The sequence below is a fragment of the Streptomyces sp. NPDC026522 genome, assembly GCF_055567555.1.
Window position 1 is genome coordinate 63,614 of record NZ_JBVHQF010000005.1, and the last position, 26,992, is coordinate 90,605.

A 26,992-nucleotide genomic window follows, 5' to 3' on the forward strand; every position below is an offset into this window, starting at 1 on the left:
ACCGGCCCCCCGCGCCCCGGTAAGCCGCCCGCCCGCTCCGGCTAGGCTCGGCCCAGGCCGGCCGGGCGCACCCCCGGCAGCGACGCACGCGGGAGGCGGCGGGATGACAGTCCCGGGACGCAGGAGCAGCACCTTCATCCGGCTGCTGCGGAGCGGGTTCACCGACCCGTCCGCCGCCGCCCGGCTGCTGGAGGGCCCCGTGCTGGCCTCCGTACGGACCGACCCCGTGCTGCTCGACGCGCTCGGCGCCACCGCCGACCCCGACCTCGCCCTCCTCGGCCTGGTACGGCTCGCCGAGGCGCAGCAGCCCGAGGAACTGCCCGTACTCCTCGACACCCTGCTCAGCGCCAAACCGCTGCGCGACCGGCTGCTCGGCGTACTCGGCGCCTCGGAGGCCCTCGCCGACCACCTCGCCCGCCACCCCCGCGACTGGCACGCCCTCGTCACCTACGAGGCCGCCGACCTGCACCCCGGTCTCGCCGACTTCGAACGGGGCCTCGCCGACGCCCACGACCCCGTCAGCCTGCGCATCGCCTACCGCCGCTGCCTGCTCTCCATCGCCGCCCGCGACGTCTGCGGCACCATCGACCTCGCCGAGACCGCAGCGGAACTCGCCGACCTCGCCACCGCCACCCTGCGCGCGGCCCTGCGCATCGCGAGCGCCGCCGCCCCCGAGGACGCGGCCCGCTGCCGCCTCGCCGTCATCGCCATGGGCAAGTGCGGCGGCAACGAACTCAACTACGTCTCCGACGTCGACGTCATCTTCGTCGGCGACGCGGCCAAGGGCACCGACGAGGGCCGGGCCATCCAGGCCGCCACCCGCCTCGCCTCCCACCTCATGCGGATCTGCTCCGAGACCACCGTCGAGGGGACCATCTGGCCCGTCGACGCCAACCTGCGCCCCGAAGGCCGCAACGGCCCGCTGGTGCGCACCCTCGCCTCCCACCTCGCCTATTACCAGCGCTGGGCCAAGACCTGGGAGTTCCAGGCCCTGCTCAAGGCGCGCGCCGTCGCCGGCGACCCCGAACTCGGCGCCGAGTACATCGAGGCCATAACTCCGCTCGTGTGGCAGGCCGCCGAACGCGAGAACTTCGTCGCCGACGTCCAGAAGATGCGCCGCCGCGTCGTCGACAACATCCCCGCGGCCCAGGTCGACCGCGAACTCAAACTCGGCCCCGGCGGCCTGCGCGACGTCGAGTTCGCCGTCCAGCTGCTCCAGCTCGTGCACGGCCGCAGCGACGCCACCCTGCACTCCGGCACCACCCTCGACGCCCTGCACGCCCTTGCGGCCGGCGGCTACGTGGGCCGCGCCGACGCCGCCCAGCTGCACGACGCGTACCGCTTCCTGCGCACCATGGAGCACCGCATCCAGCTCTACCGGCTGCGCCGCACCCACCTCGTCCCCGAGGACGAGAACGACCTGCGGCGCCTCGGCCGGTCCATGGGCCTGCGCACCGAACCCGTCGCCGAACTCAACAAGGCCTGGCGCCGGCACGCTTCCGTCGTCCGCCGCCTGCACGAGAAGCTGTTCTACCGGCCGCTGCTCGACGCCGTCGCCCAGCTCACCCCCGGCGAGACCCGGCTCTCCCCGCGCGCCGCGGGCCAGCGCCTCGAAGCCCTCGGCTACGCCGACCCGGCCGGTGCCCTGCGCCACCTCGAAGCCCTGGCCTCCGGCGTCAGCCGCAAGGCCGCCATCCAGCGCACCCTGCTGCCGGTGATGCTCGGCTGGTTCGCGGACTCCGCCGACCCCGACGCCGGACTCCTCAACTTCCGCAAGGTCTCCGACGCCCTCGGCCGCACCCCCTGGTACCTGCGGCTGCTGCGCGACGAGGGCGCCGCCGCCGAGAACCTCGCCCGGGTGCTGTCCGCCGGGCGGCTGGCCCCCGACCTGCTGATGCGCGCCCCCGAGGCGGTCGCGCTGCTCGGCGACCCCGAAGGCCTCCAGCCCCGTACGCACGAGGCCCTCGGACAGGAGGTACTGGCCGCGGTCGGCCGGGCCGAAGACCCCGAGACCGCCGTCGCCGCGGCCCGCGGGGTCCGCCGCCGGGAGCTGTTCCGTACCGCCGCCGCCGACATCATCGCCTCCTACGGTACGGAGGACAGCCCGGCCGAAACCGACCCCGGCGCGCTGGTCGACCGGGTCGGCCGGGCCGTCTCCGACCTCACCGCCGCGACCGTCGGCGGAGCCCTGCGCGCCGCCGTGCAGGCCCACTGGGGCGACACCCTGCCGACCCGGTTCGCGGTCATCGGCGTCGGCCGGTTCGGCGGCCACGAGCTCGGCTACGGCTCCGACGCCGACGTGCTGTTCGTCCACGAACCCCGCGAGGGCGTGGACGAACAGGAGGCCGCCAAGGCCGCGCAGGCCGTGATCGCCGAGATGCGCCGGCTGCTCCAGCTGCCCACCGCCGACCCGCCGCTGCTCATCGACGCCGACCTGCGGCCCGAGGGGCGTTCCGGCCCGCTGGTGCGCACCCTGTCCTCCTACGCCGCGTACTACCGCCGCTGGTCCCTGACCTGGGAGAGCCAGGCCCTGCTGCGCGCCGAACCGGTCGCGGGCGACCCCGAACTCGGCGCCCGGTTCATCGACCTGATCGATCCGCTGCGCTACCCGGCGGAGGGCCTCGGCGAGAACGCGGTCCGGGAGATCCGCCGGCTCAAGGCCCGCATGGAGACGGAACGGATGCCGCGCGGCGCCGACCCCACCCTGCACACGAAACTCGGCCGCGGCGGGCTCAGCGACGTCGAGTGGACCGTCCAGCTGATGCAGCTGCGCCACGCCTGGTACGAGCCGGGTCTGCGCACGACCCGGACCCGCGAGGCCCTGGCCGCGGCGCACGCGGCGGGCCTCATCCCGGCCGACGAGGCGCAGATCCTGGACGAGGCCTGGGTACTGGCCACCCGGGTCCGCAACGCCGTCATGCTGGTGCGCGGCCGCGCGGGGGACACCTTCCCCTCGGAGGCCCGCGAACTCGCCGCCGTAGGCCGCTACCTCGGCTACGCGGAGGGCACGGTCGGCGAGCTGCTCGACGACTACCGCCGCACCACGCGCCGGGCGCGGGCGGTGGTGGACGAGCTGTTCTACGGCGGGTAGCCCGCGGTCCCGCGGGGCGTCAGCCCTGCAACAGGCCGCGGGCGTGGCCGAGGTAGCCCGTCAGGGCCAGGTCGAAGGCGGCGTCCGCGCGGGCCGGCCCCACCGCGGACAGGGCGCGGGCCAGCAGCGGGGTCCGCGCCGACGGCTCCCACATGGCCTCCGGCGCGGCCAGGTCCAGCGCCGAGCCCAGGACCAGGTTCTCCAGGCCGGTCAGCAGCGGCATCACCAACTCCGTGCGGAACCCCGCCGCCAGCAGCAGCCCGACCGCGCGCTCGTAGTGCGCGAGCACCCTCGGGGCCCGTACGGGAGTGGTCATCAGCAGCGGGATGGCCCGGGGGTAGGCGGCGAAGGCCGACCGGTAGGAGCGGGCCCACTCCGCCAGGGCCCGGTCCCAGGGCTCCAGGGCCAGGGCGTCGTCGGTGATCCGCTCGCACACCAGCTCGCGTACCAACTCCACCACCCCGGCCCGGCCGTCCACGTGGTGATACAGCGACCCGGTCTGCACCCCGAGCGCCCGGGCAACCTGCGGAACGCTGAACTCGCCCTGTTCCGCGACCAGTTGCAGGGCGGCAGCGGCTATCCGGTCCCGGTCGAGCAGGGGGGTGCGCGGCCGTGCCATCGGTTTCTCCCGCCGTGAGCTCTTCCCGTACGCCAAAACCGGAGGCTACATTGCCGCGAACCGAAAACCTTTAGGTTTTCGGCTCCCGCCGCCTGCCGTTCGCAGAAGGGTGCCCCCGCATGCCCGAAACGCCAGCGCCACCAGCAGCCGGACCCGCCCTCCGCCGGGGCACGCTCGGCACCGCCGACATCTCCTTCTTCGTCGTCTCCGCCGCCGCGCCGCTCACCGTCATGGCCGGCGTCGCCCCCGTCGCGATCCTCCTCGGCGGCATCGGCGCCCCCGCCGGGTACCTCCTCGCCGGTCTCACCCTCGCCGTCTTCGCCGTCGGCTTCACCACCATGAGCCGCCACGTCCGCAGCGCCGGCGCCTTCTACGCGTACATCACCCGCGGCCTCGGCAAGCGCGTCGGCATCGGCGCCGCCCTCCTCGCCCTGGTCGGCTACAACGGCATGGAGATCGGCGTCTACGGCCTGCTCGGCAGCACCACCGCCGACACCGCACACGCCCTGTGGGGCCTGGACGTCCCCTGGCTGCCCGTCTCCCTCCTCGGCCTCGGCCTCGTCTGGTACGGCGGCTTCCGCTCCATCGACTTCGGCGCCAAGGTGCTCGGCGTCCTCCTCGTCGCCGAGACCGGGATACTCGTCCTGCTGGCCGCCGGTGTCCTCCTCAAGGGCGGCGCCCACGGGCTCTCGGCCGGCTCCTTCGCCCCCGGAGCGGTCCTCGTCCCCGGCACCGCCGCCGTCCTCGCCTTCGCCTTCGCCGCCTTCACCGGCTTCGAGTCGACCGTCATCTACCGCCGCGAGGCCCGCGACCCCGACCGGACCATCCCGCGCGCCACCTACATCGCCGTCGCCTTCCTCGGCCTCTTCTACGCCTTCGTCGTCTGGACCGTGATCCAGGCGTTCGGCGCCGAGGAGGTCATCGCCGCCGCCGGCGCGGACCCCGGCGGTCTGTTCTTCACCGCCATCACCACCTACGTCGGCCCCTGGGCGGCCGACCTGATGCACCTGTTCATCGTCACCAGCGTCTTCGCGTCCCTGCTCGCCTTCCACAACGCCATCAACCGCTACGGACTCGCCCTCGCCGAGGAAGGCGTCCTGCCCGCCGCCCTCGGGCGGATCCACCCCCGCCACGGCTCCCCGTACCGGGCCGGAGCCGCCCAGACCGTCCTCGGGACCGTCATCGTCCTCGGGTTCGCCCTGGCCGGCGCGGACCCCTACCAGCAGCTGCTGCTCTGGGTGAACACCCCCGGCATGATCGGCCTGATGGCGCTGATGCTGCTCGCCGCGCTGGCCGTACCCGGCTACTTCCGCCGCGTCACCCACGCCGAGGGCCGCTGGCGGACCGTCGTCGCACCGGTCGCCGCGGCCGTGCTGCTGGCCGTCGCGCTCGTCCTGGTCGTCTCCAAGGTGGGCCTGTTCACCATGGCCTCCACCACCGTCGACACCGTCCTCGTCGCCCTCGTCCCCGCCGTCTTCCTCGGCGGCCTCGGCCTCGCCCGCCGGCTGGAGGCCCGACGCCCCGAGGTGTACGCCCGGTTCGCCCAAGAACCGCCGGAGGTCACGGAGCCGGCCCAAGCCGGGGAGCCGGCCCAAGCCGGGGAGCCGGCCGAAGCCGTGGAGCCGGCCCAAGCCTGCGCCACCGCGTCCGGAGCCCGAGTACCCCACCAAGGAGAAGCCCCGTGCCCGCTGCCGACACCGTCCTCACCGGAGTCCGCGTCCGCACCCTCGACCCCGCCCGCCCCGAAGCCCGCGCGGTAGCCGTCCGGGCCGGCCAGATCCTCGCGGTGGGCGAGCAGGCCGACGTATGTGACTGGCGCGGCCCCGGCACCGAACTCGTCGACCTCGGCGGCGCCACCCTCACCCCCGGCCTCACCGATGCCCACAGCCACCCCGTCTGGGGCATCGAGATGGCCACCGGAACCGACCTCTCCGCCGTCCGGGACCCCGCCGGGCTGCGCGCCGCCCTGCGCGCCGCCGACCGGGGCCCCGGCGGCTGGGTCACCGGTCACGGCCTCGACCACAACGCCTTCGCCGGGCAGCCCGTCGACCGGGAGCTGATCGAGGACGCCCTGGCCGGCGCCCCCGCCTTCCTGCGCCTCTACGACGGCCACTCCGCCCTCGCCAGCGGCGCGGCCCTGCACGCCGCCGGAATCACCGGGCCGCGCCCGTTCGCCCAGCGCTCCGAGATCGTCTGCGACAGGGCCGGCCGGCCCACCGGCCACCTCGTGGAGCACGCGGCGATGGAGCTGGTGGCCGCCCTGGTACCCAAGCCCTCCACCGCCGAGCGCCGGGCCCGCCTGCTGGCCCTGCTCGCCGACATGGCGGCCACCGGCCTCACCGGCGCCCACGTCATGGACCTCGGGGACGACGTCCCCGGCCTGCTGGCCGCGGTGGAGGAGACGACGGACCTGCCGCTCAGGCTGAGCCTGGCCCCCTGGTGCATGCCCGGCGCCACCGCGGCCGACCTGGCCGCACTGATCGCGCTCCAGCGCAGCTCCGGCCGCCACTGGCGGGTCGGAGGCGTCAAGTTCTTCATGGACGGCACCGTCGAGGGCGGCACCGCGTGGCTGGAGCACGCCGACTGCCACGGCCGGGGCACGGACGCCTTCTGGCCGGACCCCCGGGCCTACTCCCGCGCCGTACGGATCCTGGACGCGGCCGGGGTGCGCACCGCGACCCACGCCATCGGTGACGCGGCGGTCCGGCACGTCCTCGACACCGTGGCCACCCTGGGCCCACAGGCCCGGGCGCGGCACCGGATCGAGCACATCGAGACCGTTCCCGACGACCAGCTGGAGCGGTTCGCAGAGCTCGGGGTGATCGCCTCGATGCAGCCGCCGCACACCGGGTACACCCGCGCCGACCACACCGACGAGTGGTCCAGGCGGCTCGGCGACGACCGGGCCCGCCGGGCCTGGCGCTGCCGGGACCTGCGCGACGCCGGCGCCGTCCTCGCGCTCGGCTCGGACTGGCCCATCGCCCACCACGACGCCCGCCAGGTCCTGGCGACCGCCCGGAGCCCGCTCGGCGCGGCCGCGGCCGGACCCGGCCTGACGGGGCTGATGGCCCTGGAGGGCATGACCTCGCACGCCGCACTGGCGGCCGGGGAGCAGCGGGTGGCGGGCAGGATCGCCGCCGGGTACCGGGCGGACCTGACGGCCTTCGCCCTCGACCCGGTGCGGTGCCCGCCCGACGAGCTGGCAGCGGCCCCGGTCCGGCTCACGATGTCGGGCGGCCGGATCACGTACCGGGAACAGGAAGGCTAACGCCGGACCCGGTTGAGCAGCGCGGCCGTCACCGGGTGCGGGTCCGCGGCCCGGGGGCGGCGGGGCAGGCGGTGGGGGAGGGAGCCGTACCAGAGGCCCGAGACCGTGTACCCGAAGGCCAGGCAGAGCATGCCGCCCGCGGCGTCCAGCCAGAAGTGGTTCGCGGTGGCGACGATGACCACCAGGGTCGCCGCCGGATACAGCAGGCCCAGGACGCGGGCCCAGGGCGCGGACGCGACCGCGAAGATCGTCAGCCCGCACCACAGCGACCACCCTATGTGCATGGACGGCATCGCAGCGTACTGGTTCGACATGTGCTTGAGGTTCCCCGAGGCCATCGAACCCCAGGTGTGGTGCACGAGCACCGTGTCGACGAAGTGCTGCCCGTTCATCAGCCGGGGCGGCGCCAGCGGGTAGAAGTAGTACCCGAGCAGGGCCACGCCCGTCGTCGCGAACAGCACGAACCGGGTGGCCGCGTAACGCCCGGGATGGAAGCGGTAGATCCAGACCAGCACGCCGATCGTCACGATGAAGTGCAGCGTGGCGTAGTAGTAGTTCATGCCCACGATCAGCCACGTCACCGAGTTGACGGCGTGGTTGACGGTGTGCTCCACGGCGATGCCCAGCGTGTGCTCGGTGCGCCAGATCCAGTCGGCGTTCGCCAGCGCCGCCGTCTTCTGCTCCGGCACCGCGTTGCGGATCAGCGAGTAGGTCCAGTAGCTGATCGCGATGAGCAGGACCTCGAACCAGATCCTCGGGCGGCGCGGCACCCGCAGACGGGCGAGGAGAGTGCCCTGGTAGCCCGGGCGGGTCTCCTGCTCGGTCACGGGGGGTGACGAGACGTCCGTCCGGGTTTCCAGTGTCTTCACGCTCGATTCACCCATGGGGAAAGAGTCTGCCAGATGGCTTCCTGCCCACGATCATCCCTCGGGACGGTCTTGGGCGCAGCCGCTCAGCCCTGGGGAGTAGCGGGACCCCTACGAGGGCCGCCGCTGCCCGGGCCCGGAAGCGGTCGATCCGCGCACCACCAGCTCCGGCAGGAACACGAATTCGCTGTGCGGGGCCGGCGTACCGCCGATCTCCTCCAGCAGCGTGCGGACCGCCGCCTGCCCCATGGCCTGCACCGGCTGCCGGATGGTGGTCAACGGCGGATCGGTGAACGCTATGAGCGGGGAGTCGTCGAACCCGACCACCGACACGTCCTGCGGCACCCGCAGTCCCTGCTGCCGCGCCGCCCGGATCGCGCCGAGCGCCATCATGTCGCTCGCGCAGACGATCGCCGTGCAGCCGCGGGAGATCAGCGCGGCGGCGGCGGCCTGCCCGCCCTCCAGTGAATACAGGGAGTGCTGGATCAGCTCCTCCGTCTCGGCCTCGCCCAGACCGAGCCGCTCCTTCATGCCGAGCCGGAACCCCTCGATCTTGCGCAGTACGGGCACGAACCGCTTCGGTCCGACCGCCAGGCCGATCCGGGTGTGCCCGAGGGCGCTCAGGTGCGTCACGGCGAGCTGCATCGCGGCCCGGTCGTCGGGGGACACGAACGGGGCCCGCACCTTGTCGGAGAAACCGTTGATCAGCACGAAGGGGACGCCCTGGCCGCGCAGTTGGTCGTAGCGGCCCATGTCCGCGGTGGTGTCCGCGTGCAGCCCCGAGACGAAGATGATCCCGGAGACCCCGCGGTCGACCAGCATCTCCGTCAGCTCGTCCTCGGTGGACCCGCCGGGCGTCTGCGTCGCCAGCACCGGGGTGTACCCCTGCCGCGTCAGCGCCTGGCCGATCACCTGGGCGAGCGCCGGGAAGATGGGGTTGTCCAACTCGGGCGTTATCAGCCCGACCAGGCCCGCGCTGCGCTGGCGCAGCCGTACGGGCCGCTCGTAGCCGAGCACGTCGAGCGCGGCCAGCACGGACTCGCGGGTGCCCGCGGCCACACCGGGCTTGCCGTTGAGCACGCGGCTGACTGTGGCTTCGCTGACCCCCGCCTGGGCTGCGATGTCGGCTAGCCGTGCGGTCACGGGATTGGACTGTACCGGTCGCACGTCACAATGCCCACCACGTGCACGACTCCGGCGGCAGCAGCACCGTGCGCCCGTCCGTCTCCACCGGCGCACTCGACAGTACGGGCCGCCCGGGCGCGGGCAGTTCGAGCGCGCCGGGCCGGCTGTTGAGGGTGCAGGCGAAGCCGGGCCGGGTGAACAGCAGTACCCCTTCGGGGGCGGACAGCCAGGTCAGCCCGCCCGCGTCCGGGGAGCCGAGCCCCGGCAGCGCGCGGCGCAGCTCCAGGGCCGCGCGGTACAGCTCCAGCGTGGAGTGCGGGTCGCCCGTCTGGGCGGCGACGGTCAGCCCGGCCCAGTCGGCCGGCTGCGGCAGCCAGGTCCCACCGCCGCCGAAGCCGTACGGGGGCTCCTGGCCGGACCAGGGCAGCGGGATCCGGCAGCCGTCGCGCAGCCCCTCCTGCCCGGCGGAGCGGTGGAACGCCGGGTCCTGGCGCACGGCGTCGGGCAGGTCCACCACCTCCGGCAGGCCGAGTTCCTCGCCCTGGTACACGTACGCCGACCCCGGCAGCGCCAGCATCAGCAGCGCGGCGGCCCGGGCCCGGGCCAGGCTGCCGAACCGGGTGCGGTGCCGTACGACGTCGTGGTTGGACAGCACCCATGTCGTCGGCGCCCCCACCGAGGCGGTGGCGGCCAGGGACTCGTCGATGACGGTCCGCATCGCCGCAGCGTCCCACGGGCAGTTCAGGAACCGGAAGTTGAAGGCCTGGTGCAGCTCGTCGGGCCGCACGTACAGCGCGAGCCGCTCCGAGGTCGGCGCCCACGCCTCGGCGACCCCGATCCGCGCGCCCTCGTAGGAATCGAGCAGCCGCCGCCACGAGCGGTGGATCTCGTGCACGCCGTCCTGGTCGAAGAACGGCAACGGCTGGGTGCCGATCAGCGTCGCCTGCGCGCCGTGCCCGATGTCCGGCAGCCCGACGGCCTTGACCATCCCGTGCGCCACGTCGACCCGGAAGCCGTCCACGCCGAGGTCGAGCCAGAACCGCAGGACCGACGCGAACTCCTCGGCGACCTCGGGATGGTCCCAGTTGAGGTCGGGCTGCTCGGGCGCGAACAGGTGCAGGTACCACTGCCCGTCCGCGACCCGGGTCCAGGCCGGGCCGCCGAAGACGGACTCCCAGTCGTTGGGCGGCAGCGCCCCGCCCGGGCCGCGCCCCGGCCGGAAGTGGTAGCGGGCCCGCGCCGCGGGATCGCCGAGGGCCTCGCGGAACCAGGGGTGCCGGTCCGAGGTGTGGTTCGGCACCACGTCCACGATGACCCGCAGCCCGAGGTCGTGGGCGGCCCGTACGAGGTCGTCGGCGTCGGAGAGGTCGCCGAAGAGCGGGTCGACGGCGCGGTAGTCGGCGACGTCGTAGCCGCCGTCGGCCTGCGGGGAGACGTAGAAGGGGGTCAGCCAGACGGCGTCGACCCCGAGCCGGGCCAGGTGCGGGAGCCGCTCGCGGACGCCGCGCAGGTCGCCCACGCCGTCCCCGTCGCTGTCGGCGAAGGATCGTACGTACACCTGGTAGATGACGGCATCGCGCCACCAGCCGCCGTTCGCGGTCCCGTCGCTGGAAGCGCTTGCAAGCGGGGACGCGGTCAGCTCATGGGTCATATCGGGGTCAACGCGAGCACCCGGCCCCTGGTTGCGGGCCTGACGACTCGAAGGTGGGTCGAACTAACAGCAAGCCGCGGCAACCGTACGGACACACGGATGTAACGATCACCAGCGCTTGCAGAAAATTGCCGCAAGGTCTTTCGGTCGGCTTTCAGTCTTGTTACGTTCCTGGCAACTCGGGACCGCGAGGAAGCGGCCGGGATCATCGAAGGAGTTCATATGCGGCGTGGCATAGCGGCCACCGCGCTGGTCGCGACCCTGGCACTCGCGGCGACGGCTTGCGGCGGTGACACCAAGGACAGCGGCGGCGACACCCAGTCCGGCGGCGAGCTCTCCGGGACCGTGACGTGGTGGGACACCTCCAACGACGCGGAGAAGGCCAGCTTCCAGAAGATCGCCGAGGCGTTCACCGCGAAGCACCCGAAGGTGACCGTCAAGTACGTCAACGTGCCGTACGGCGACGCCCAGAACAAGGTCAAGAACGCCTTCAGCAGTGGTTCCGAAGCCCCCGACGTGATCCGCGCCGACGTCGGCTGGGTCGCCGACTTCGCCTCGCTCGGCTACCTCGACGAGGTGCCCGCCGACACCGCGAAGAAGGTCGACGCCGAGTTCCTGCCGCAGGCCGCGGCCAGCGGCAAGTACGAGGGCAAGACCTACGCCGTTCCCCAGGTCATCGACACCCTCGGCCTCTTCTACAACAAGAAGATGCTCGCCGACGCCGGTGTCCAGCCCCCCAAGACGCTGGAGGAGGTCAAGACGGCCGCCGCCGCCATCAAGGCGAAGACCGGCAAGGCCGGCCTGTACCTGCGCGGCGACGACTCCTACTGGTTCCTCCCGCTGATCTACGGCGAGGGCGGCGACCTGGTCGACGCGAAGACCAAGACGGTCACCGTCGACAACCCGGCGGGCGTCAAGGCCTTCAAGACGGCCCGTGACCTGGTCACCTCCGGCGCGGCGATCACCAACGCCACCGACGGCTGGACCAACATGCAGACCGCCTTCAAGTCGGGCGAAGCAGCCATGATGATCAACGGTCCGTGGGCCGTCGCCGACACCTACGCCGGCGACCAGTTCAAGGACAAGGCCAACCTCGGCGTCGCGCCCGTCCCGGCCGGCTCCGTCAAGGCCGGCTCCCCGCAGGGCGGCCACGACCTCGCCGTCTACGCCGGCTCCAAGAACCGCGCCGCCTCGCACGCCTTCGTCGAGTACATGACCTCGCAGGAGGTGCAGGTCCAGTCCGCCAAGGAGCTGAGCCTGCTGCCGACCCGGACGGCCGCCTACGAACAGCCGGACGTCAAGTCCAGCGAGATGGTCCAGTTCTTCAAGCCGGCCGTGGACAAGGCCGTCGAGCGCGCCTGGATCCCGGAGAACGGCTCGCTCTTCGAGCCCCTCAAGGTCGAGTACACCAAGGCCATCACCGGCGCGGCGACCCCCGAGGACGCGGCGAAGGCGGCCGGCGCCGAGTTCCGCAAGATCCTAAAGGGTTGGAAGTAGACGAGAAGATGGCTGCTCACACCAGCCAGTCGGTGGCGACGGCCGCGGACGGCGAGGGCGCGGACGCCCTCGACGGCCGCGGCCGGAGCCGCAGGACTGACAACCGCGGGGGAGCGAGGCGCGCCCTCGCCACCCACTGGTACGCCTGGGCCATGGTGGCCCCGGTGGTGCTCGTGCTCGGAGTGATCATCGGCTGGCCGCTCGTCCGGGGCGTCTACCTGTCGCTGACCGACGCCAACGAACGCAACGTCGCCCGCACCATCGGCGCCAACCACATCGAGGCGACGTACAAGTTCGTCGGCCTCGACAACTACGCGGACGTCCTCGCCGACCCGGTGTTCCTGCAACGGCTGGTGTGGACCGTCACCTGGACCGTCCTGTGCGTGTCGATCACCTTCGCGCTCGGACTGGCCCTCGCCACCATGCTCAACCGCCAGTTCCGCGGCCGGGCCGCCTACCGCATGGCGCTCATCCTGCCCTGGGCCGTCCCCGGTTTCGTGTCCGTCTTCGCCTGGCGGTTCCTCTTCAACCGCGACAGCGGCATCCTCAACAAGCTGCTCGACGGCGGCGGGATCTCCGCGATCCCCTGGCTCGACGACCCGACCTGGGCCAAGGTCTCCGTCATCGCCGTCAACGTCTGGCTCGGCATCCCCTTCATGATGGTCGCCCTGCTCGGCGGCCTGCAGTCCATCCCCGGCGAGCTGTACGAGGCCGCCGAGATGGACGGGGCCACTCCCTGGCAGCGGTTCCGGCACATCACGCTGCCCGGTCTGCGCGCGGTGAGCATGACCGTGATCCTGCTCTCCACCATCTGGACCTTCAACATGTTCCCGGTGATCTTCCTGCTGACCCGGGGCGGCCCCGGCGACTCCACCGAGATCCTCGTGACCCAGGCCTTCCGCGAGGCCTTCGTGGCCAGCCCGCGCGACTTCGCGGGCTCCGCCACCTGGGGCGTGCTGATCCTCGCCCTGCTCATGATCTTCGCGCTGGTCTACCGGCGCTCGCTGCGCAAGCAGGGAGAGGTGTGGTGACCGTGACGACGGCCAACGTTCCCGTACGCGAGCGCGGCGAGCGCTCCGGTCCCGTGCGCAAGCCGGCCGAGCGCCCCGGTCCGGCACGCAAGCGGGGCGAGCGCTCCCCGCTCGCCTCCGCCGGACTGCACCTCACCCTGATCGTCGCCTCCGTGATCGCCGTCTTCCCGGTGCTGTGGGTCCTGCTGACCTCCATCAAGCCCGCGAAGTACGCCATCTCCACGGACTTCGTGAAGGAACCCACCCTCGACAACTACCGCTACCTGGTGGAGTCGACCTCCTTCTTCACCTGGTTCGGCAACTCCGTCCTCGTCGCCGGCATCACCACGGTCCTCGGCGTGTTCATCGCCGCCACCACCGGGTACGCGGTCAGCCGGTTCAAGTTCCCCGGCATGAAGCCGCTGATGTGGACCCTGCTCATCACGCAGATGTTCCCGATGGCCATCCTCATCGTCCCGCTGTACAACCTCATGGGACAGCTCGGACTGCTCAACCAGCCCCTCGGGCTGATCATCACCTACCTCACCATCGCCGTGCCGTTCTGCGCGTGGATGATGAAGGGCTTCTTCGACACCATCCCGGTCGAGATCGACGAGTCCGGGCGCGTCGACGGCCTCAACCCCTTCGGCACCTTCTGGCGCCTCGTCCTGCCCCTCGCCAAGCCCGGCCTCGCGGTCACCGGCTTCTACGCCTTCATCACCGCCTGGGGCGAAGTCGCCTACGCCTCCGCCTTCATGGTCGGCGACGAGCACCTCACCCTCGCCGGGGGACTGCAGACCTTCGTCACCCAGTACACCTCCAACTGGGGTGCGATGAGCGCCGCTTCCGTCCTCATCGCCATCCCCGCGGCGTTCTTCTTCCTCTTCGCCCAGCGTCACCTCGTCGCCGGGATGACAGCGGGCGCGACCAAGGGCTGACCACCCTGCCCGCATCCCCGTTCCGGCCCGACCTCTCCAAGGACACCATGACCCAGCACCTCGCCGACGCACTCCCCGCCACGACCGCCACGCGGCCCGGCTGGTGGAGAGAAGCGGTGATCTACCAGGTCTATCCGCGCAGCTTCGCCGACTCCAACGGGGACGGCATGGGGGACCTCGAAGGCGTCCGCAGCCGGCTGCCCTACCTCAAGGAACTGGGCGTCGACGCCGTCTGGCTCAGCCCCTTCTACGCCTCCCCGCAGGCCGACGCCGGCTACGACGTCGCCGACTACCGGGCCATCGACCCCATGTTCGGCACCCTGCACGACGCCGACGCGGTCATTCGCGAAGCCCACGCACTCGGCCTGCGCATCATCGTCGACCTCGTCCCCAACCACTGCTCCGACCAGCACGAATGGTTCAAGCAGGCGCTGCGCGAGGGGCCCGGCAGCCCGCTGCGCGAACGCTTCCACTTCCGCGCCGGCCGGGGTGCGGACGGCTCCCTGCCGCCGAACGACTGGGAGTCGATCTTCGGCGGCCCGGCCTGGACCCGGGTGGCCGACGGACAGTGGTACCTGCACCTGTTCGCGCCCGAGCAGCCCGACTTCAACTGGGAACACCCCGCCGTACAGGACGAGTTCCGCTCCATCCTGCGCTTCTGGCTCGACCTCGGCACCGACGGCTTCCGCATCGACGTCGCGCACGGCCTGGTCAAGGCCCCCGGCCTGCCCGACCTCGGCCGCGACGAACAGCTCAAGCTGCTCGGCAACCAGGTGCTGCCGTTCTTCGACCAGGACGGCGTGCACGAGATCTACCGCTCCTGGCGCAAGGTGCTCGACGAGTACGCGGGCGACCGCATCGGCGTCGCCGAGGCCTGGACCCCCAGCGCCGACCGCACCGCGCTCTACCTGCGCCCCGACGAGCTGCACCAGGCCTTCAACTTCCACTACCTGAGCACCGGCTGGGACGCGGACGCGCTGCGCGCCGCCATCGACGACTCGCTCGACGCGATGCGGCCGGTGGGGGCGCCGACGACGTGGGTGCTGTCCAACCACGACGTCGTACGGCACCGCACCCGGTTCGGCAGCCTGGCCCGGGCCCGGGCCGCCGCGCTGCTGATGCTGGCGCTGCCGGGGTCGGCGTACGTGTACCAGGGCGAGGAACTCGGCCTGCCGGAGGTGGTGGACCTGCCGGACGCGGTGCGCCAGGACCCGTCCTTCTTCAAGGAGAACGGCCAGGACGGGCTCCGCGACGGCTGCCGCGTGCCGATCCCGTGGTCCGGGACCGAGGCCCCGTACGGCTTCGGGGAGGGTGGCAGCTGGCTGCCGCAGCCGGCCGAGTGGGCGGGGCTGAGCGTCGAGGCGCAGACCGGCGACCCCTCCTCCACGCTGGAGCTGTACCGGGCGGCGCTGCGGATCCGCCGCGAGCGGGCCGAGCTCGGGGCGGGCGACGCCGTGGAGTGGCTGGAGGCGCCGGCCGGCGTACTGGCCTTCCGGCGGGGCGCCTTCGTCTGCACGGTCAACACGACGGGCGAGGCCGTACGGATGCCGGCGCCGGGCCGGGTGCTGCTGGCCAGCGCGGAGCAGGCCGGCCCGGGCGTCCTGCCCGCCGACAGCGCGGTGTGGTGGCTGGGGTGAATTCCCCGCTGCGGCTGACGGACATCGCCGCGCAGGCCCGGGTCAGCGAGGCGACCGTCAGCCGGGTGCTCAACGGCAAGGCGGGCGTGGCGGCCGGCACCCGGCACCGGGTGCTGGCCGCGATGGACCTGCTGGGCTACGAGCGGCCGGTGCGGCTCAAACGGCGCAGCAACGGTTTGGTGGGGCTGCTGATCCCGGAGCTCACCAACCCCATCTTCCCGGCGTTCGCGCAGGTCATCGAGCAGGCGCTGGCGGGGCACGGGTACACGCCGGTGCTGTGCACGCAGACGCCGGGCGGGGCCACCGAGGACGAGCTGGTGGAGCAGCTGGAGGAGCGGGGGGTCACCGGGATCGTCTTCCTGTCCGGCCTGCACGCGGACGCGTCCGCCGATCCGGCGCGCTACCAGCGGCTCGCGGCGCGGGGGGTGCCGTTCGTACTGATCAACGGGTTCAACGAGGCGGTGAACGCCCCGTTCATCTCCCCGGACGACCGGGCGGCGGCGGACATGGCCGTGCGCCACCTGGAGGACCTGGGACACCGCCGGATCGGGCTGGCCATCGGGCCGACGCGGTACGTGCCGTCGGCGCGCAAGGAGCAGGGGTTCGTGGCGGCGGTCCCGGGGGCGGAGTCGCAGGGGCTGATCCAGCGCACGCTGTTCACGGTCGAGGGGGGCCACGCGGCGGGCGGGGCCCTGCTGGAGCGGGGGTGCACCGGGATCGTGTGCGGGAGCGACCCGATGGCACTGGGGGTGATCCGGGCGGTGCGCGAGCGGGGGTTGCGGGTGCCGGAGGACGTGTCGGTGGTCGGCTTCGACGACTCCCCGCTGATCGCCTTCACGGACCCGCCGCTGACGACGGTCCGCCAGCCGGTCCGCGCGATGGCGACGGCGGCGGTCGGAGCCCTCCTGGAGGCGGTGGCGGGCACCCCGGTCCAGCGCACGGAGTACGTGTTCCAGCCGGAGCTGGTGGTCCGCGGCTCGACGGGCCAAGGGCCGGGGGAGTAGGGGGCTGCCCCATGGGTCCCGCCATATCCGCCGGTTGCCTCCGACAAGCCCCGCGATACCGCCCGGCGCATCCAGCCCCGCGGGAGCACCTCCCCGTAGCGTGCGCCGGCGCATCGACTGGCGGCGGCCGCCTTCGGTGAAGCCGCCGATCCATGTCTTCGATCGCGGCAGCGGGGGCGGCGGGCCGCCCAGGCGCGACGCTCCGCCCTCGCCGGGACGTCGGTCCCGGCGAGGGCGGAGGGGTCAGGCCGGGGTGGGGGAGCCGAGGAGGGCCGAGGCGGCTTGGAGGGGGGTGAGGGACACCGCCGGGCGGAGGGGGGCGAGGGTGCGGCAGGTGAAGCCGAGGGCCGTCATGGCCCGGGTGACCTCGCCGGAGCTGAAGTCGCGGCGGTCCTGGCGGGTGACGACCTCGCCCACCTGCTTCACGGGGTACTGGCGGCGCCCGATGATCACGGACTCACCGGTGACCGGTTCGGGCTTGACGCCCTTCATCGCCTCCAGCACGCCGCTCTTGGTGAGCTCGAAGGGGAAACGGGCGATGACGCAGCGCATGAGACCTCACAGAGGGGTGGGAGGGAACTGTCGGGAGGGCTGTGAGCGGTTCTACGCTGCCGCGCCGAAGGGCCGGCGGCGGCCGCGGCGGGCCGCGCCGCCGCGGGAGGTACGGGCGGCCGGGGGCGCCGTGATGGTGACCGGGACGCCGGAGGGGGCCTGGGCGCCGGTGATGCGGTTCAGCTCCGCCTCGCCCGAGCGGACCTGGGTGGTCTGCGGGGTGATCCCGGCGGCGGCCATCAGGCGCGCCATGTCGCGGCGCTGGTTCGGGGTGACCAGGGTGACGACGCTGCCGGACTCTCCGGCGCGGGCGGTGCGGCCGCCGCGGTGGAGGTAGTCCTTCGGGTCGGTCGGCGGGTCGACGTTGACGACGAGGTCGAGGTTGTCGACGTGGATGCCGCGGGCCGCGACGTTCGTCGCCACCAGCACGGTGACGTGCCCGGTCTTGAACTGGGCGAGGGTGCGGGTGCGTTGCGGCTGGGACTTGCCGCCGTGCAGCGCCGCGGCGCGCACGCCGCTGTTCAGCAGGTCCTGCGTGAGGCGGTCCACCGCGTGCTTGGTGTCCAGGAACATGATCACGCGCCCGTCGCGGGCGGCGATCTCGGTCGTGGTGGCCTGCTTGTCGGTGCCGTGTACGTGGAGCACGTGGTGCTCCATCGTCGTGACCGCGCCGGCCGAGGGGTCCACGGAGTGCACGACGGGGTCGGTCAGGTAGCGGCGGACCAGGAGGTCGACGTTGCGGTCCAGGGTCGCGGAGAACAGCATCCGCTGGCCCTCCGGGCGCACTTGGTCGAGGAGGGCCGTGACCTGGGGCATGAAGCCCATGTCGGCCATCTGGTCGGCCTCGTCGAGCACGGTGACGGCGACCTGGTTCAGCCGGCAGTCGCCGCGGTCGATGAGGTCCTTGAGGCGCCCGGGGGTGGCTACGACGACTTCGGCGCCGCCGCGCAGCGCGCTGGCCTGCTTGCCGATCGACATTCCGCCGACGACCGTGGCCAGCCGCAGTTTCAGCGAGCGGGCGTAGGGCGTGAGCGCGTCGGTGACCTGCTGCGCCAGTTCGCGGGTGGGTACGAGGACCAGCGCGAGCGGCTGGCGGGGTTCCGCACGCTGTCCCGCCGTGCGGGCCAGCATGGCGAGGCCGAAGGCCAGGGTCTTGCCCGAACCGGTGCGGCCGCGGCCCAACACGTCGCGCCCGGCGAGGGTGTTGGGGAGCGTCGCGCCCTGGATCGGGAACGGTACGGAGACGCCCTCGGCGCCCAGGGCGGCCAGCAGCTGCTCGGGCATGTCGAGATCGGCGAAGGCCTCGACGGCCGGGAGCGCCGGGGTGTGGGTGACGGGCAGGGCGAACTCACCCTGGAGGGCGGCCGGGCGGCGGCCGTAACCGCCCGGGCGGCCCGCGCCGCCCGAGCGGCTGGGAGCGGGGGAGCCGAAACGGCTGCCACGGCCGGCGAAGCCGCCGGTCGTGCGGGGGGCGCGGGAAGAGCGGTCGTTCGTGCGTGTGCGGTTCATGCTGAACCTTCCTCGATACGGGACGGCACGCGTCGAGGAAATTCAGCGGCGGAATAGTCGCGCGAATTCACAGGAACGAGCCGATTTGAATGCGAACGGCGGCGGGGGCATTGAATGCCGGCCTGAATGCCGTGGTGTGTGCGCCGTAATGGACGCCGCGCGGGCGGCCGCCATTCGGGCGGAAAATCCGGGGAGAGCGGTGCACCCGGTGCGTGCTCGCGCGGGCCGTGGGAGGCGGGCGGAGCCGGGGGTAACGCAACGAGCTGGGGCCCGCACCCCAAGGTGCGGGCCCCAGCTGCGTGGTGATGCGTCAGCGTCAGGCGGTGACGATGTTCTCGGCGGTCGGGCCCTTCTGGCCCTGCGCGATGTCGAAGGTCACCTTCTGGCCTTCCTGGAGCTCGCGGAAGCCCTGGGAGGCGATGTTCGAGTAGTGGGCGAACACGTCAGGACCGCCGCCCTCCTGCTCGATGAAACCGAAACCCTTTTCGGCGTTGAACCACTTCACGGTGCCATTAGCCATGTTGAATCTCCTTTGGGGCACAGCCCAGAGTCCGCACTGTGCGGATCTCAAGTCGCCGCGATGATCGCCCGCCCGGAAATTTCCGGCACACAGAAGCCGTCCGCCGGATTTTTCGTCCGGCGGGTTGGGCTGAAAGTTTGGGAACCACAACTGCAACTGAAATCACAGTAGCACGGTATCGCCGAGCGAGTGGTGGAAAAACGTCCGGGTGCGCCCGAAGGGGGGAAATGCTCATCGGGTCCGCTCCGCAATTCTGTGCTTGCCGCGACAGGTATGCGGAAAATGCGAGGGCGGATTTCCCCGGATATCCGGGACCGTGCGGCCCGGCGCGCGGGCCCTGCGGCGGGCCGGGGCCGGTGCCGGGCCTCGGGGCGGCGCGAGGCACGTGGGAGGCGCGTCTCCGGGGTGACACCGGTGGGAAACATTTCTGCAATCTCTTGCGCAAGGCCTTGCAGCTGCTCCGTCCGGGACCTACGGTCGCTGCCATCCCCGCCTGTTCAACGCCCGTCCCCCGCCTGTTCTGCGCCTCTTCCGCCAGGAGGAACCCCCCATGACCCCGCTCCCGCGCGCCCCCAGAGCCCTGCTCGCCGCCGCCGTCCTCGCAGCCGCCTGCGTCACCGCACAGGCGGCACCCGCCGAGGCCGCCGCGCCCGGGGACAAGGACGTCACCGCCGTGCTGTTCGAGTGGCGCTTCGACTCCGTCGCCAAGGCCTGCCGGGAGAGCCTGGGCCCCGCCGGGTACGGGTACGTACAGGTGTCGCCGCCGCAGGAGCACATCCAGGGGCCGCAGTGGTGGACCTCGTACCAGCCCGTCAGCTACAAGATCGCCGGGCGGCTCGGCGACCGGGCCGCCTTCAAGGCCATGGTGGACGCCTGTCACGCCGCCGGGGTGAAGGTTGTCGCCGACTCCGTCATCAACCACATGGCCGCCGCCGACGGGGTCGGAACCGGCGGCACTTCGTACACGAAGTACGGCTACCCCGGCCTGTACTCCGGCTCCGACATGGACGACTGCCGGGTGGCGATATCCGACTACCGGGACCGGGCCAACGTCCAGAACTGCGAACTCGTGCAGCTCGCGGACCTGGACACCGGCGAGGAGTACGTGCGCGGGCGGATCGCCGGGTACCTCAACGACCTGCTCTCCCTCGGGGTCGACGGGTTCCGCATCGACGCCGCCAAGCACATGCCCGCCGCCGACCTCGCCAGCATCAAGTCCCGGCTGACGGACCCGCACGCGTACTGGAAGCAGGAGGCGATCTACGGCGCCGGCGAGGCGGTCTCGCCCACCGAGTACCTCGGCAACGGCGACGTCCAGGAGTTCCGCTACGCACGCGACCTCAAGCGGGTGTTCGAGAACGAGAACCTGGCGTACCTCAAGAACTTCGGCGAGGCGTGGGGCTACCTGCCCGCCGGGCAGGCGAGCGTCTTCGTCGACAACCACGACACCGAGCGCGGCGGCGACACCCTCAACTACAAGTACGGCTCCGACTACACCCTCGCCAACGTGTTCATGCTGGCCTGGCCCTACGGCTCGCCCGACGTCCACTCCGGTTACGAGTGGACCGACAAGGACGCCGGTCCGCCGAACGGCGGTACGGTGAAAGCCTGTTACGCCGACGGCTGGAAGTGCCAGCACGCCTGGCGGGAGATCTCATCCATGGTCGCCTTCCGCAACGCGGCGCGCGGCCAGGCCGTCACCGACTGGTGGGACAACGGGGGCGACCAGATCGCCTTCGGGCGCGGGGCGAAGGCGTACGTGGCCCTCAACCACGAGGCGGCGTCCCTGACCCGGACCTTCCAGACCTCCCTCCCGGCCGGCGCCTACTGCGACGTGCAGAGCGGGCGGACCGTCACCGTCGGCTCCTCGGGCCAGTTCACCGCCACACTCGCGCCCGGCACCGCGCTCGCCCTGCACGCCGGCGCCCGGACCTGCTCCGGGACTTCCGCCCCGGCCGCCGCCGGGGCCTCGTTCGTCGTCACCGCCACCACCGTCCCCGGCGAGAGCATCTTCGTCACCGGCGATCAGGCGGCCCTCGGCAGCTGGAACGCCGGCGGCGCCCCCAAGCTCGACCCGGCGGCCTACCCCGTCTGGAAGCTCGACGTCCCGCTCCCGGCCGGGACCGCCTTCGCGTACAAGTACCTCCGCAAGGACGCGGCCGGGAACGTGACCTGGGAGAGCGGTGCCAACCGCACCGCCACCGTGCCCGCCGACGGCAAGGTCACGCTGACCGACGCCTGGCGCGGCTGACCTTCCGCCGTCCCCTCCGAGGAGATCCGCAGTGATACGCCCCGTCGTCGCAGGAGTGCTCGCGGCCGCCCTGGCCGTGACGTTCCTGCCCGCCCTTCCGGCTGCGGCCGCCGCCAAGGCGCCCCCGCCCCCGCCCTCGGACGCGAAGCTCGCGGCCGAGCCCGCCCGCCACGACCTGACCCGGGAGCAGTTCTACTTCGTCCTCCCCGACCGGTTCGCGAACGGCGACCCGCGCAACGACCGGGGCGGGCTGACCGGCAGCCGGCTGGAGACCGGTCTGGACCCGACGGACAAGGGCTTCTACCAGGGCGGTGACCTCAAGGGGCTGACGGACCGGCTCGACTACATCAAGGGGCTCGGCACCACCGCCATCTGGATGGCGCCGATCTTCAAGAACCAGCCGGTGCAGGGCACGGGGAAGGACGCCTCGGCGGGCTACCACGGCTACTGGATCACCGACTTCACGCAGGTGGACCCGCACTTCGGGACCAACGCCGACCTGGAGCGCCTGATCGACAAGGCGCACAAGAAGGGGATGAAGGTCTTCTTCGACGTCATCACCAACCACACCGCCGACGTGGTGGACTACCGGGAGGGGTCCTACGGGTACCTGTCGAAGGGCGCCTTCCCCTACCTGACGAAGGACGGGGTGCCCTTCGACGACGCGGACTACGCCGACGGGAAGCGGAAGTTCCCGGCGACCGGCCCCGGTTCCTTCCCCCGTACCCCCTTCGTCCCCGAGGCGAAGAAGAACCTGAAGTCCCCCGCCTGGCTCAACGATCCGGCGATGTACCACAACCGCGGCGACTCGACCTTCGCGGGCGAGTCGGCCGAGCAGGGCGACTTCTCCGGCCTGGACGACCTGTGGACCGAGCGCCCCGAGGTCGTCAGCGGCATGGAGAAGATCTACGAGAAGTGGGTCGCGGACTTCGCCGTCGACGGGTTCCGCATCGACACCGTCAAGCACGTGGACACCGGGTTCTGGACCCAGTGGGCGACCGCGCTCGACGCGTACGCAGCCCGGCACGGCCGGAAGAACTTCTTCATGTTCGGGGAGGTGTACTCCGCCGACACCGCCGTCACCTCCCCGTACGTGACCCGCGGCCGGCTCGACGCCACCCTCGACTTCCCGCTCCAGGACGCGATCCGGGCGTACGCCTCGCAGGGCGCGGGGGCCGGGCGGCTGGCCTCCGTGTTCGCTGACGACTACCGCTACACCACCGACAAGGCCAACGCCTACGAGCAGGTGACCTTCCTCGGCAACCACGACATGGGCCGCTTCGGCGCCTTCCTGAAACAGGACCGGCCGGGGGCCGGGGAGCAGGAGCTGCTCGCGCGCTACCGGCTCGCCAACGAGCTGATGTTCCTCTCCCGCGGCAACCCGGTGGTCTACTCGGGCGACGAGCAGGGTTTCATCGGCTCCGGCGGCGACAAGGACGCCCGTCAGCCGCTGTTCGCCACCCGGATCGCCGACTATCTGGACGACGACCAGCTCGGCACCGACCGCACCCACGCGAGCGATGCTTACGATCCGGAGCACCCCCTCTACAAGGAGATCAGTGCTCTCTCGAAGCTGACGAAGGACCACCCCGCCCTGCGCGACGGCGCCCAGAGCGAACGTTTCTCCGACGGCTCCGTCTACGCCTTCGCCCGTACGGACACCCGCGCCCGCACCGAGTACCTGGTGGCCGCCAACAACGGCGACCAGCCCCGCACGGTCACCCTCGACGCCCCCGCCGGCGCGCCGTACCGCACCCTCTACGGCGGCGCCGCCACCCCGCGCGCCGACGCCGCCGGGAAGCTCACCGTCACCGTCCCCGCCCTCGGCTCCGTCGTCCTCCAGGGCGCGACCCCGCTCCCCGCCCCCACCACCCGCCCCGCCCTCACCCTCAACGCCCCGGCGACGGCCACCGGCACCGTCGAGCTCACCGCCGACGTCACCGGTGCCGGCGCCGGCCAGGGCCGGGTCGTCTTCGCCGCCCAGAGCGGCACCGGCCCCTGGCAGGTCCTCGGCTCCGCCGACCACGCCCCGTACAAGGTCACCCAGAACGTCACCGCAGCGGCCGGTACGCCGCTGCGCTACAAGGCCGTCGTCGTCGACTCCGCCGGGCACACCGCCGGCGCCCTCGCCGCCTCCACCGCCGGCCAGGCCCCGCCCGTCGAGGTCCCGACCGCAACGCAGCGCGAGTACGCCGTCGTCCACTACCACCGCCCCGACGGCGACTACACCGACTGGCGGCTGTACGCCTGGGGCGACCTCGCGGACGGCGAAGCCACTCCCTGGCCCGCCGGGCACGGCTTCACCGGCCGCGACGCGTACGGCGCCTTCGCCTACGTCCGCCTCAAGCCCGGCGCGTCCTCCCTCGGCTACCTCGTCATCGACAAGGACGGCGCCAAGGACGTCAGCGCCGACCGCACCCTCGACGTGACCAAGTCCGGCGAAGTCTGGCTGGAGCAGGGCCAGGCGGCCGCCCGCACCGACCGACCCGGCTACCCGCCGCAGGACCCCGCCAAGGCCGTACTGCACTACCAGCGCCCCGACGGCGCCTACGACGGCTGGGGCCTGCACGTCTGGACCGGCGCCGCCACCCCGACCGACTGGAGCAAGCCGCTCCCGCCCGTCCGCACCGACTCCTACGGCGCGGTCTACGAGGTCCCCCTCGCCGCCGGCGCCACCAGCCTGAGCTACATCCTGCACAAGGGCGACGAGAAGGACCTCCCCACCGACCAGTCCCTGGACCTGAAGGCCAGTGGCCACGAGGTGTGGATGCTGGGCGGCCGCGAGAAGTACCTCCTGCCGCAGCCCGCCGGCTCGGCCGCCGCCCTGGACCTCACCCAGGCCGCCGCCGTCTGGATCGACCGCGACACCGTCGCCTGGAACGCCCCCGAAGCGGCCGCCTCGGTACAGCTCCTCGCCTCCCGCGAGGGCGCCGTCACCACCGACAACGGCGTCCTGCACGAGGGCGGCGCGCAATGGCTGCGGCTGAACCGCTCCCGGCTCACCGCCGGCCAGCAGCAGAAGTTCCCGCACCTGGCCTCGTACGCCGCCTACACCGTCGACCCCCGCGACCGGGACCGCGTCCGCGCCGCCCTGCGCGGCCAGCTCGTCGCGAGCGCCCGGGCCGCGAACGGCGCCGTACTGGCCGCGACCGGAGTACAGCTCGCCGGAGTCCTGGACGACCTGTACGCCACCACCACCCCGCTCGGCCCCGTCTTCAAGGACGGCCGTCCCACCCTGTCGGTGTGGGCGCCCACCGCCCAGCAGGTCTCCCTCGAACTCGACGGCCGCGACGTCGCCATGCGCCGCGACGACACCACCGGCGTCTGGTCGGTGCGCGGCGAGCGGAACTGGACGGGCAAGCGCTACCGGTACGCCGTCACCGTCTGGGCCCCGACCGTCCGCCGGGTGGTGCGCAACCTGGTCACCGACCCGTACTCCACCGCCCTGACCACCGACTCCACCCACAGCCTGGTGGCGGACCTCGCCGACCCGAAGCTGGCCCCGCCCGGCTGGCGCGAGCTGCGCAAGCCCGCGCCCGTACCCTTCACCTCCGCGCAGATCCAGGAACTCCACATCCGGGACTTCTCCGTCGCGGACCGCACCTCCGCCCACCCCGGCCAGTACCTCGCCTTCACCGACACCGCCTCGGCCGGCATGCGGCACCTGCGCGAGCTGGCCGCCGCGGGCACCTCGTACGTGCACCTCCTGCCGGCCTTCGACATCGCCACCATCCCGGAGAAGCCGTCCGACCGCACCGAACCGGCCTGCGACCTCAAGGTCTACGCCCCCGACTCGGAGCAGCAGCAGGCGTGCGTGGCGGCCGCGGCCGCGAAGGACGGCTACAACTGGGGCTACGACCCGCTGCACTACACCGTGCCCGAGGGCTCGTACGCCAGTGAGCCCGAGGGCACCGCCCGCACCGTCGAGTTCCGCCGCATGGTGCAGTCGCTGAACGGCGCCGGGCTGCGCACCGTCATGGACGTGGTCTACAACCACACCGCGGCGGCCGGGCAGTCGGACCAGTCCGTGCTGGACCGCATCGTCCCGGGCTACTACCAGCGGCTGCTCGCCGACGGCAGCGTCGCCACCTCCAGCTGCTGCGCCAACACGGCCCCCGAGAACGCGATGATGGGCCGGCTCGTCGTGGACTCGGTCGTCACCTGGGCCAAGCAGTACAAGGTCGACGGCTTCCGCTTCGACCTGATGGGCGACCACCCGAAGGCCAACATCCTGGCCGTGCGCGCCGCCCTCGACGCCCTGACCGTCGAGAAGGACGGCGTGGACGGCAAGCGGATCGTCCTCTACGGGGAGGGCTGGAACTTCGGCGAGGTCGCCGACGACGCCCGCTTCGTCCAGGCCACGCAGCAGAACATGGCCGGGACCGGGATCGCCACCTTCTCCGACCGCGCGCGCGACGCGGTCCGCGGCGGCGGCCCCTTCGACGAGGACCCGCGGGTACAGGGCTTCGCCTCCGGCCTGTTCACCGACCCCAACGCGGCCGCTGCGAACGGCAGCCCGGAGCAGCAGCGGGCCCGGCTGCTGCACGACCAGGACCTGATCAAGGTGGGGCTGACCGGCAACCTCGCCTCGTACGCCTTCACCGACACCGCAGGCCGCCGGATCAAGGGCTCCGAGCTCGCCTACAACGGCGCCCCGGCCGGGTACGCGGCCGCCCCCGGCGACGCCCTCGCGTACGCGGACGCCCACGACAACGAAACACTGGCCGACGCCCTGACGTACAAACTGCCGCCCGGGACACCGGCCGCGGACCGGGCTCGGATGCAGGTCCTGGCCCTGGCCGTCACCACCCTCTCGCAGGGCCCGGCGCTGTCCCAGGCGGGGACCGACCTGCTCCGCTCGAAGTCCCTGGACCGCAACTCCTTCGACAGCGGCGACTGGTTCAACGCGATCCACTGGGACTGCCACGACGGCAACGGCTTCGGCCGGGGTCTGCCGCCCGCCGCCGACAACCGCGCCAAGTGGCCTTACGCGAAACCCCTGCTGACCACCCCGGCGCCCGGCTGCGCGGAGATCGACGGCGCCTCGGCCGCCTACCGCGACCTGCTGCGCATCCGTACGACGGAACCCGCCTTCGCCCTCACCACGGCCGAGGCGGTCCAGGCGGGCGTGGCGTTCCCGCTGTCGGGGACGGCCGAGACGCCCGGGGTGATCACGATGACCGCGGGCGACCTGGTGGTGGTCTTCAACGCCACCCCCACCGCGCAGTCCCAGCGCCTGCCGGCCCTCGCGGGCACGCCCTACGCCCTCCACCCGGTCCAGGCGGCGGGCGCCGACAACACGGTCAAGCAGGCGGCGTACGACACCGCGACGGGCGAATTCCGCGCCCCGGCCCGCACGGTGGCGGTCTTCGAGCGGGCCCGTCCCTGACGGGCGGTCCACCCACTTCCGCGGCGGCGCCGGCCATGGTCCGGCACCGCCGCGGCGGCGTTCAC

The 26,992-nt window shown here is 72.5% G+C and carries 17 protein-coding genes; 10 read left to right on the forward strand and 7 right to left on the reverse strand.

Features of this window, described 5'->3' with window-relative positions:
* Positions 1–103: 103 nt before the first annotated feature.
* Complete coding sequence (locus ACZ4M3_RS14375) at positions 104–3,091, forward strand: bifunctional [glutamine synthetase] adenylyltransferase/[glutamine synthetase]-adenylyl-L-tyrosine phosphorylase (RefSeq protein ID WP_467732380.1); 2,988 nt, start codon at positions 104–106, stop codon at positions 3,089–3,091.
* A 19-nt stretch (positions 3,092–3,110) separates the two neighbouring features.
* Here ACZ4M3_RS14375 and ACZ4M3_RS14380 read toward each other — a convergent pair whose 3' ends face one another.
* Positions 3,111–3,710, reverse strand: a complete 600-nt coding sequence (locus ACZ4M3_RS14380; RefSeq protein ID WP_467732382.1) for a TetR/AcrR family transcriptional regulator — start codon at positions 3,708–3,710, stop codon at positions 3,111–3,113.
* A gap of 119 nt (positions 3,711–3,829) precedes the next feature.
* Here ACZ4M3_RS14380 and ACZ4M3_RS14385 point away from each other — a divergent pair, with 119 nt between their 5' ends.
* Positions 3,830–5,470 carry an APC family permease gene (locus ACZ4M3_RS14385; RefSeq protein WP_467732384.1) on the forward strand — a complete coding sequence of 547 codons (1,641 nt, stop codon included), beginning with the start codon at positions 3,830–3,832 and terminating at the stop codon, positions 5,468–5,470.
* Positions 5,392–6,978 carry an amidohydrolase gene (locus ACZ4M3_RS14390; protein ID WP_467732386.1) on the forward strand — a complete coding sequence of 529 codons (1,587 nt, stop codon included), beginning with the start codon at positions 5,392–5,394 and terminating at the stop codon, positions 6,976–6,978. The genes ACZ4M3_RS14385 and ACZ4M3_RS14390 overlap by 79 nt, the downstream gene beginning before the upstream one ends.
* On the opposite strand, the gene ACZ4M3_RS14395 is transcribed toward ACZ4M3_RS14390, so the two are convergent.
* From ACZ4M3_RS14395 to ACZ4M3_RS14405, 3 genes are all read right to left on the reverse strand, one after another.
* Positions 6,975–7,862, reverse strand: a complete 888-nt coding sequence (locus tag ACZ4M3_RS14395; protein ID WP_467732388.1) for a phosphatase PAP2 family protein — start codon at positions 7,860–7,862, stop codon at positions 6,975–6,977. The two genes, ACZ4M3_RS14390 and ACZ4M3_RS14395, sit on opposite strands and share 4 nt — an antisense overlap.
* 93 nt (positions 7,863–7,955) lie before the next feature.
* Positions 7,956–8,987 (reverse strand): LacI family DNA-binding transcriptional regulator, encoded by a 1,032-nt coding sequence (locus ACZ4M3_RS14400; protein WP_467732390.1) that lies wholly within the window; start codon positions 8,985–8,987, stop codon positions 7,956–7,958.
* Between the two features lie 25 nt (positions 8,988–9,012).
* Entirely contained in the window at positions 9,013–10,620 is a 1,608-nt protein-coding gene (locus tag ACZ4M3_RS14405) for a glycoside hydrolase family 13 protein (protein WP_467732392.1), read from the reverse strand.
* A 222-nt stretch (positions 10,621–10,842) separates the two neighbouring features.
* Between ACZ4M3_RS14405 and ACZ4M3_RS14410 the strand changes: the two genes are divergently transcribed.
* Genes ACZ4M3_RS14410 through ACZ4M3_RS14430 form a run of 5 tightly spaced genes read left to right on the forward strand, consistent with a single transcriptional unit; the run spans position 10,843 to position 16,706 of the window.
* Complete coding sequence (locus tag ACZ4M3_RS14410; protein WP_467732394.1) at positions 10,843–12,117, forward strand: extracellular solute-binding protein; 1,275 nt, start codon at positions 10,843–10,845, stop codon at positions 12,115–12,117.
* An 8-nt stretch (positions 12,118–12,125) separates the two neighbouring features.
* A complete protein-coding gene (locus ACZ4M3_RS14415; RefSeq protein WP_467732396.1) occupies positions 12,126–13,148 on the forward strand; it encodes a carbohydrate ABC transporter permease in 1,023 nt (340 codons plus the stop codon).
* Between the two features lie 53 nt (positions 13,149–13,201).
* Positions 13,202–14,065: a sugar ABC transporter permease gene (locus ACZ4M3_RS14420; RefSeq protein WP_467733087.1), complete on the forward strand. Its 864-nt coding sequence runs from the start codon at positions 13,202–13,204 to the stop codon at positions 14,063–14,065.
* 47 nt (positions 14,066–14,112) lie between these two features.
* Positions 14,113–15,702, forward strand: a complete 1,590-nt coding sequence (locus tag ACZ4M3_RS14425; RefSeq protein WP_467732398.1) for a glycoside hydrolase family 13 protein — start codon at positions 14,113–14,115, stop codon at positions 15,700–15,702.
* Positions 15,690–16,706 (forward strand): LacI family DNA-binding transcriptional regulator, encoded by a 1,017-nt coding sequence (locus ACZ4M3_RS14430; protein WP_467732400.1) that lies wholly within the window; start codon positions 15,690–15,692, stop codon positions 16,704–16,706. Before ACZ4M3_RS14425 ends, ACZ4M3_RS14430 begins: the two co-directional genes overlap by 13 nt.
* 243 nt (positions 16,707–16,949) lie before the next feature.
* Here ACZ4M3_RS14430 and ACZ4M3_RS14435 read toward each other — a convergent pair whose 3' ends face one another.
* The 3 genes from ACZ4M3_RS14435 to ACZ4M3_RS14445 all read right to left on the reverse strand — a co-directional run bounded on the left by ACZ4M3_RS14435 (position 16,950) and on the right by ACZ4M3_RS14445 (position 19,287).
* The gene (locus tag ACZ4M3_RS14435; protein ID WP_467732402.1) at positions 16,950–17,258 is read right to left on the reverse strand and encodes an SCO5918 family protein; all 309 of its coding nucleotides are present in this window, start codon (positions 17,256–17,258) and stop codon (positions 16,950–16,952) included.
* A 51-nt stretch (positions 17,259–17,309) separates the two neighbouring features.
* A complete protein-coding gene (locus ACZ4M3_RS14440) occupies positions 17,310–18,767 on the reverse strand; it encodes a DEAD/DEAH box helicase (RefSeq protein ID WP_467732404.1) in 1,458 nt (485 codons plus the stop codon).
* Positions 18,768–19,083: 316 nt separating this feature from the next.
* Positions 19,084–19,287, reverse strand: a complete 204-nt coding sequence (locus tag ACZ4M3_RS14445; RefSeq protein WP_453354687.1) for a cold-shock protein — start codon at positions 19,285–19,287, stop codon at positions 19,084–19,086.
* Between the two features lie 550 nt (positions 19,288–19,837).
* On the opposite strand from ACZ4M3_RS14445, the gene ACZ4M3_RS14450 reads away from it, so the two are divergent.
* Together ACZ4M3_RS14450 and pulA are read left to right on the forward strand one after the other, a co-directional pair.
* Positions 19,838–21,538: a carbohydrate-binding module family 20 domain-containing protein gene (locus tag ACZ4M3_RS14450; protein WP_467732406.1), complete on the forward strand. Its 1,701-nt coding sequence runs from the start codon at positions 19,838–19,840 to the stop codon at positions 21,536–21,538.
* A 31-nt stretch (positions 21,539–21,569) separates the two neighbouring features.
* A complete protein-coding gene (gene pulA / locus ACZ4M3_RS14455) occupies positions 21,570–26,927 on the forward strand; it encodes a pullulanase-type alpha-1,6-glucosidase (protein ID WP_467732408.1) in 5,358 nt (1,785 codons plus the stop codon).
* The last annotated feature ends 65 nt before the right edge of the window (positions 26,928–26,992 follow it).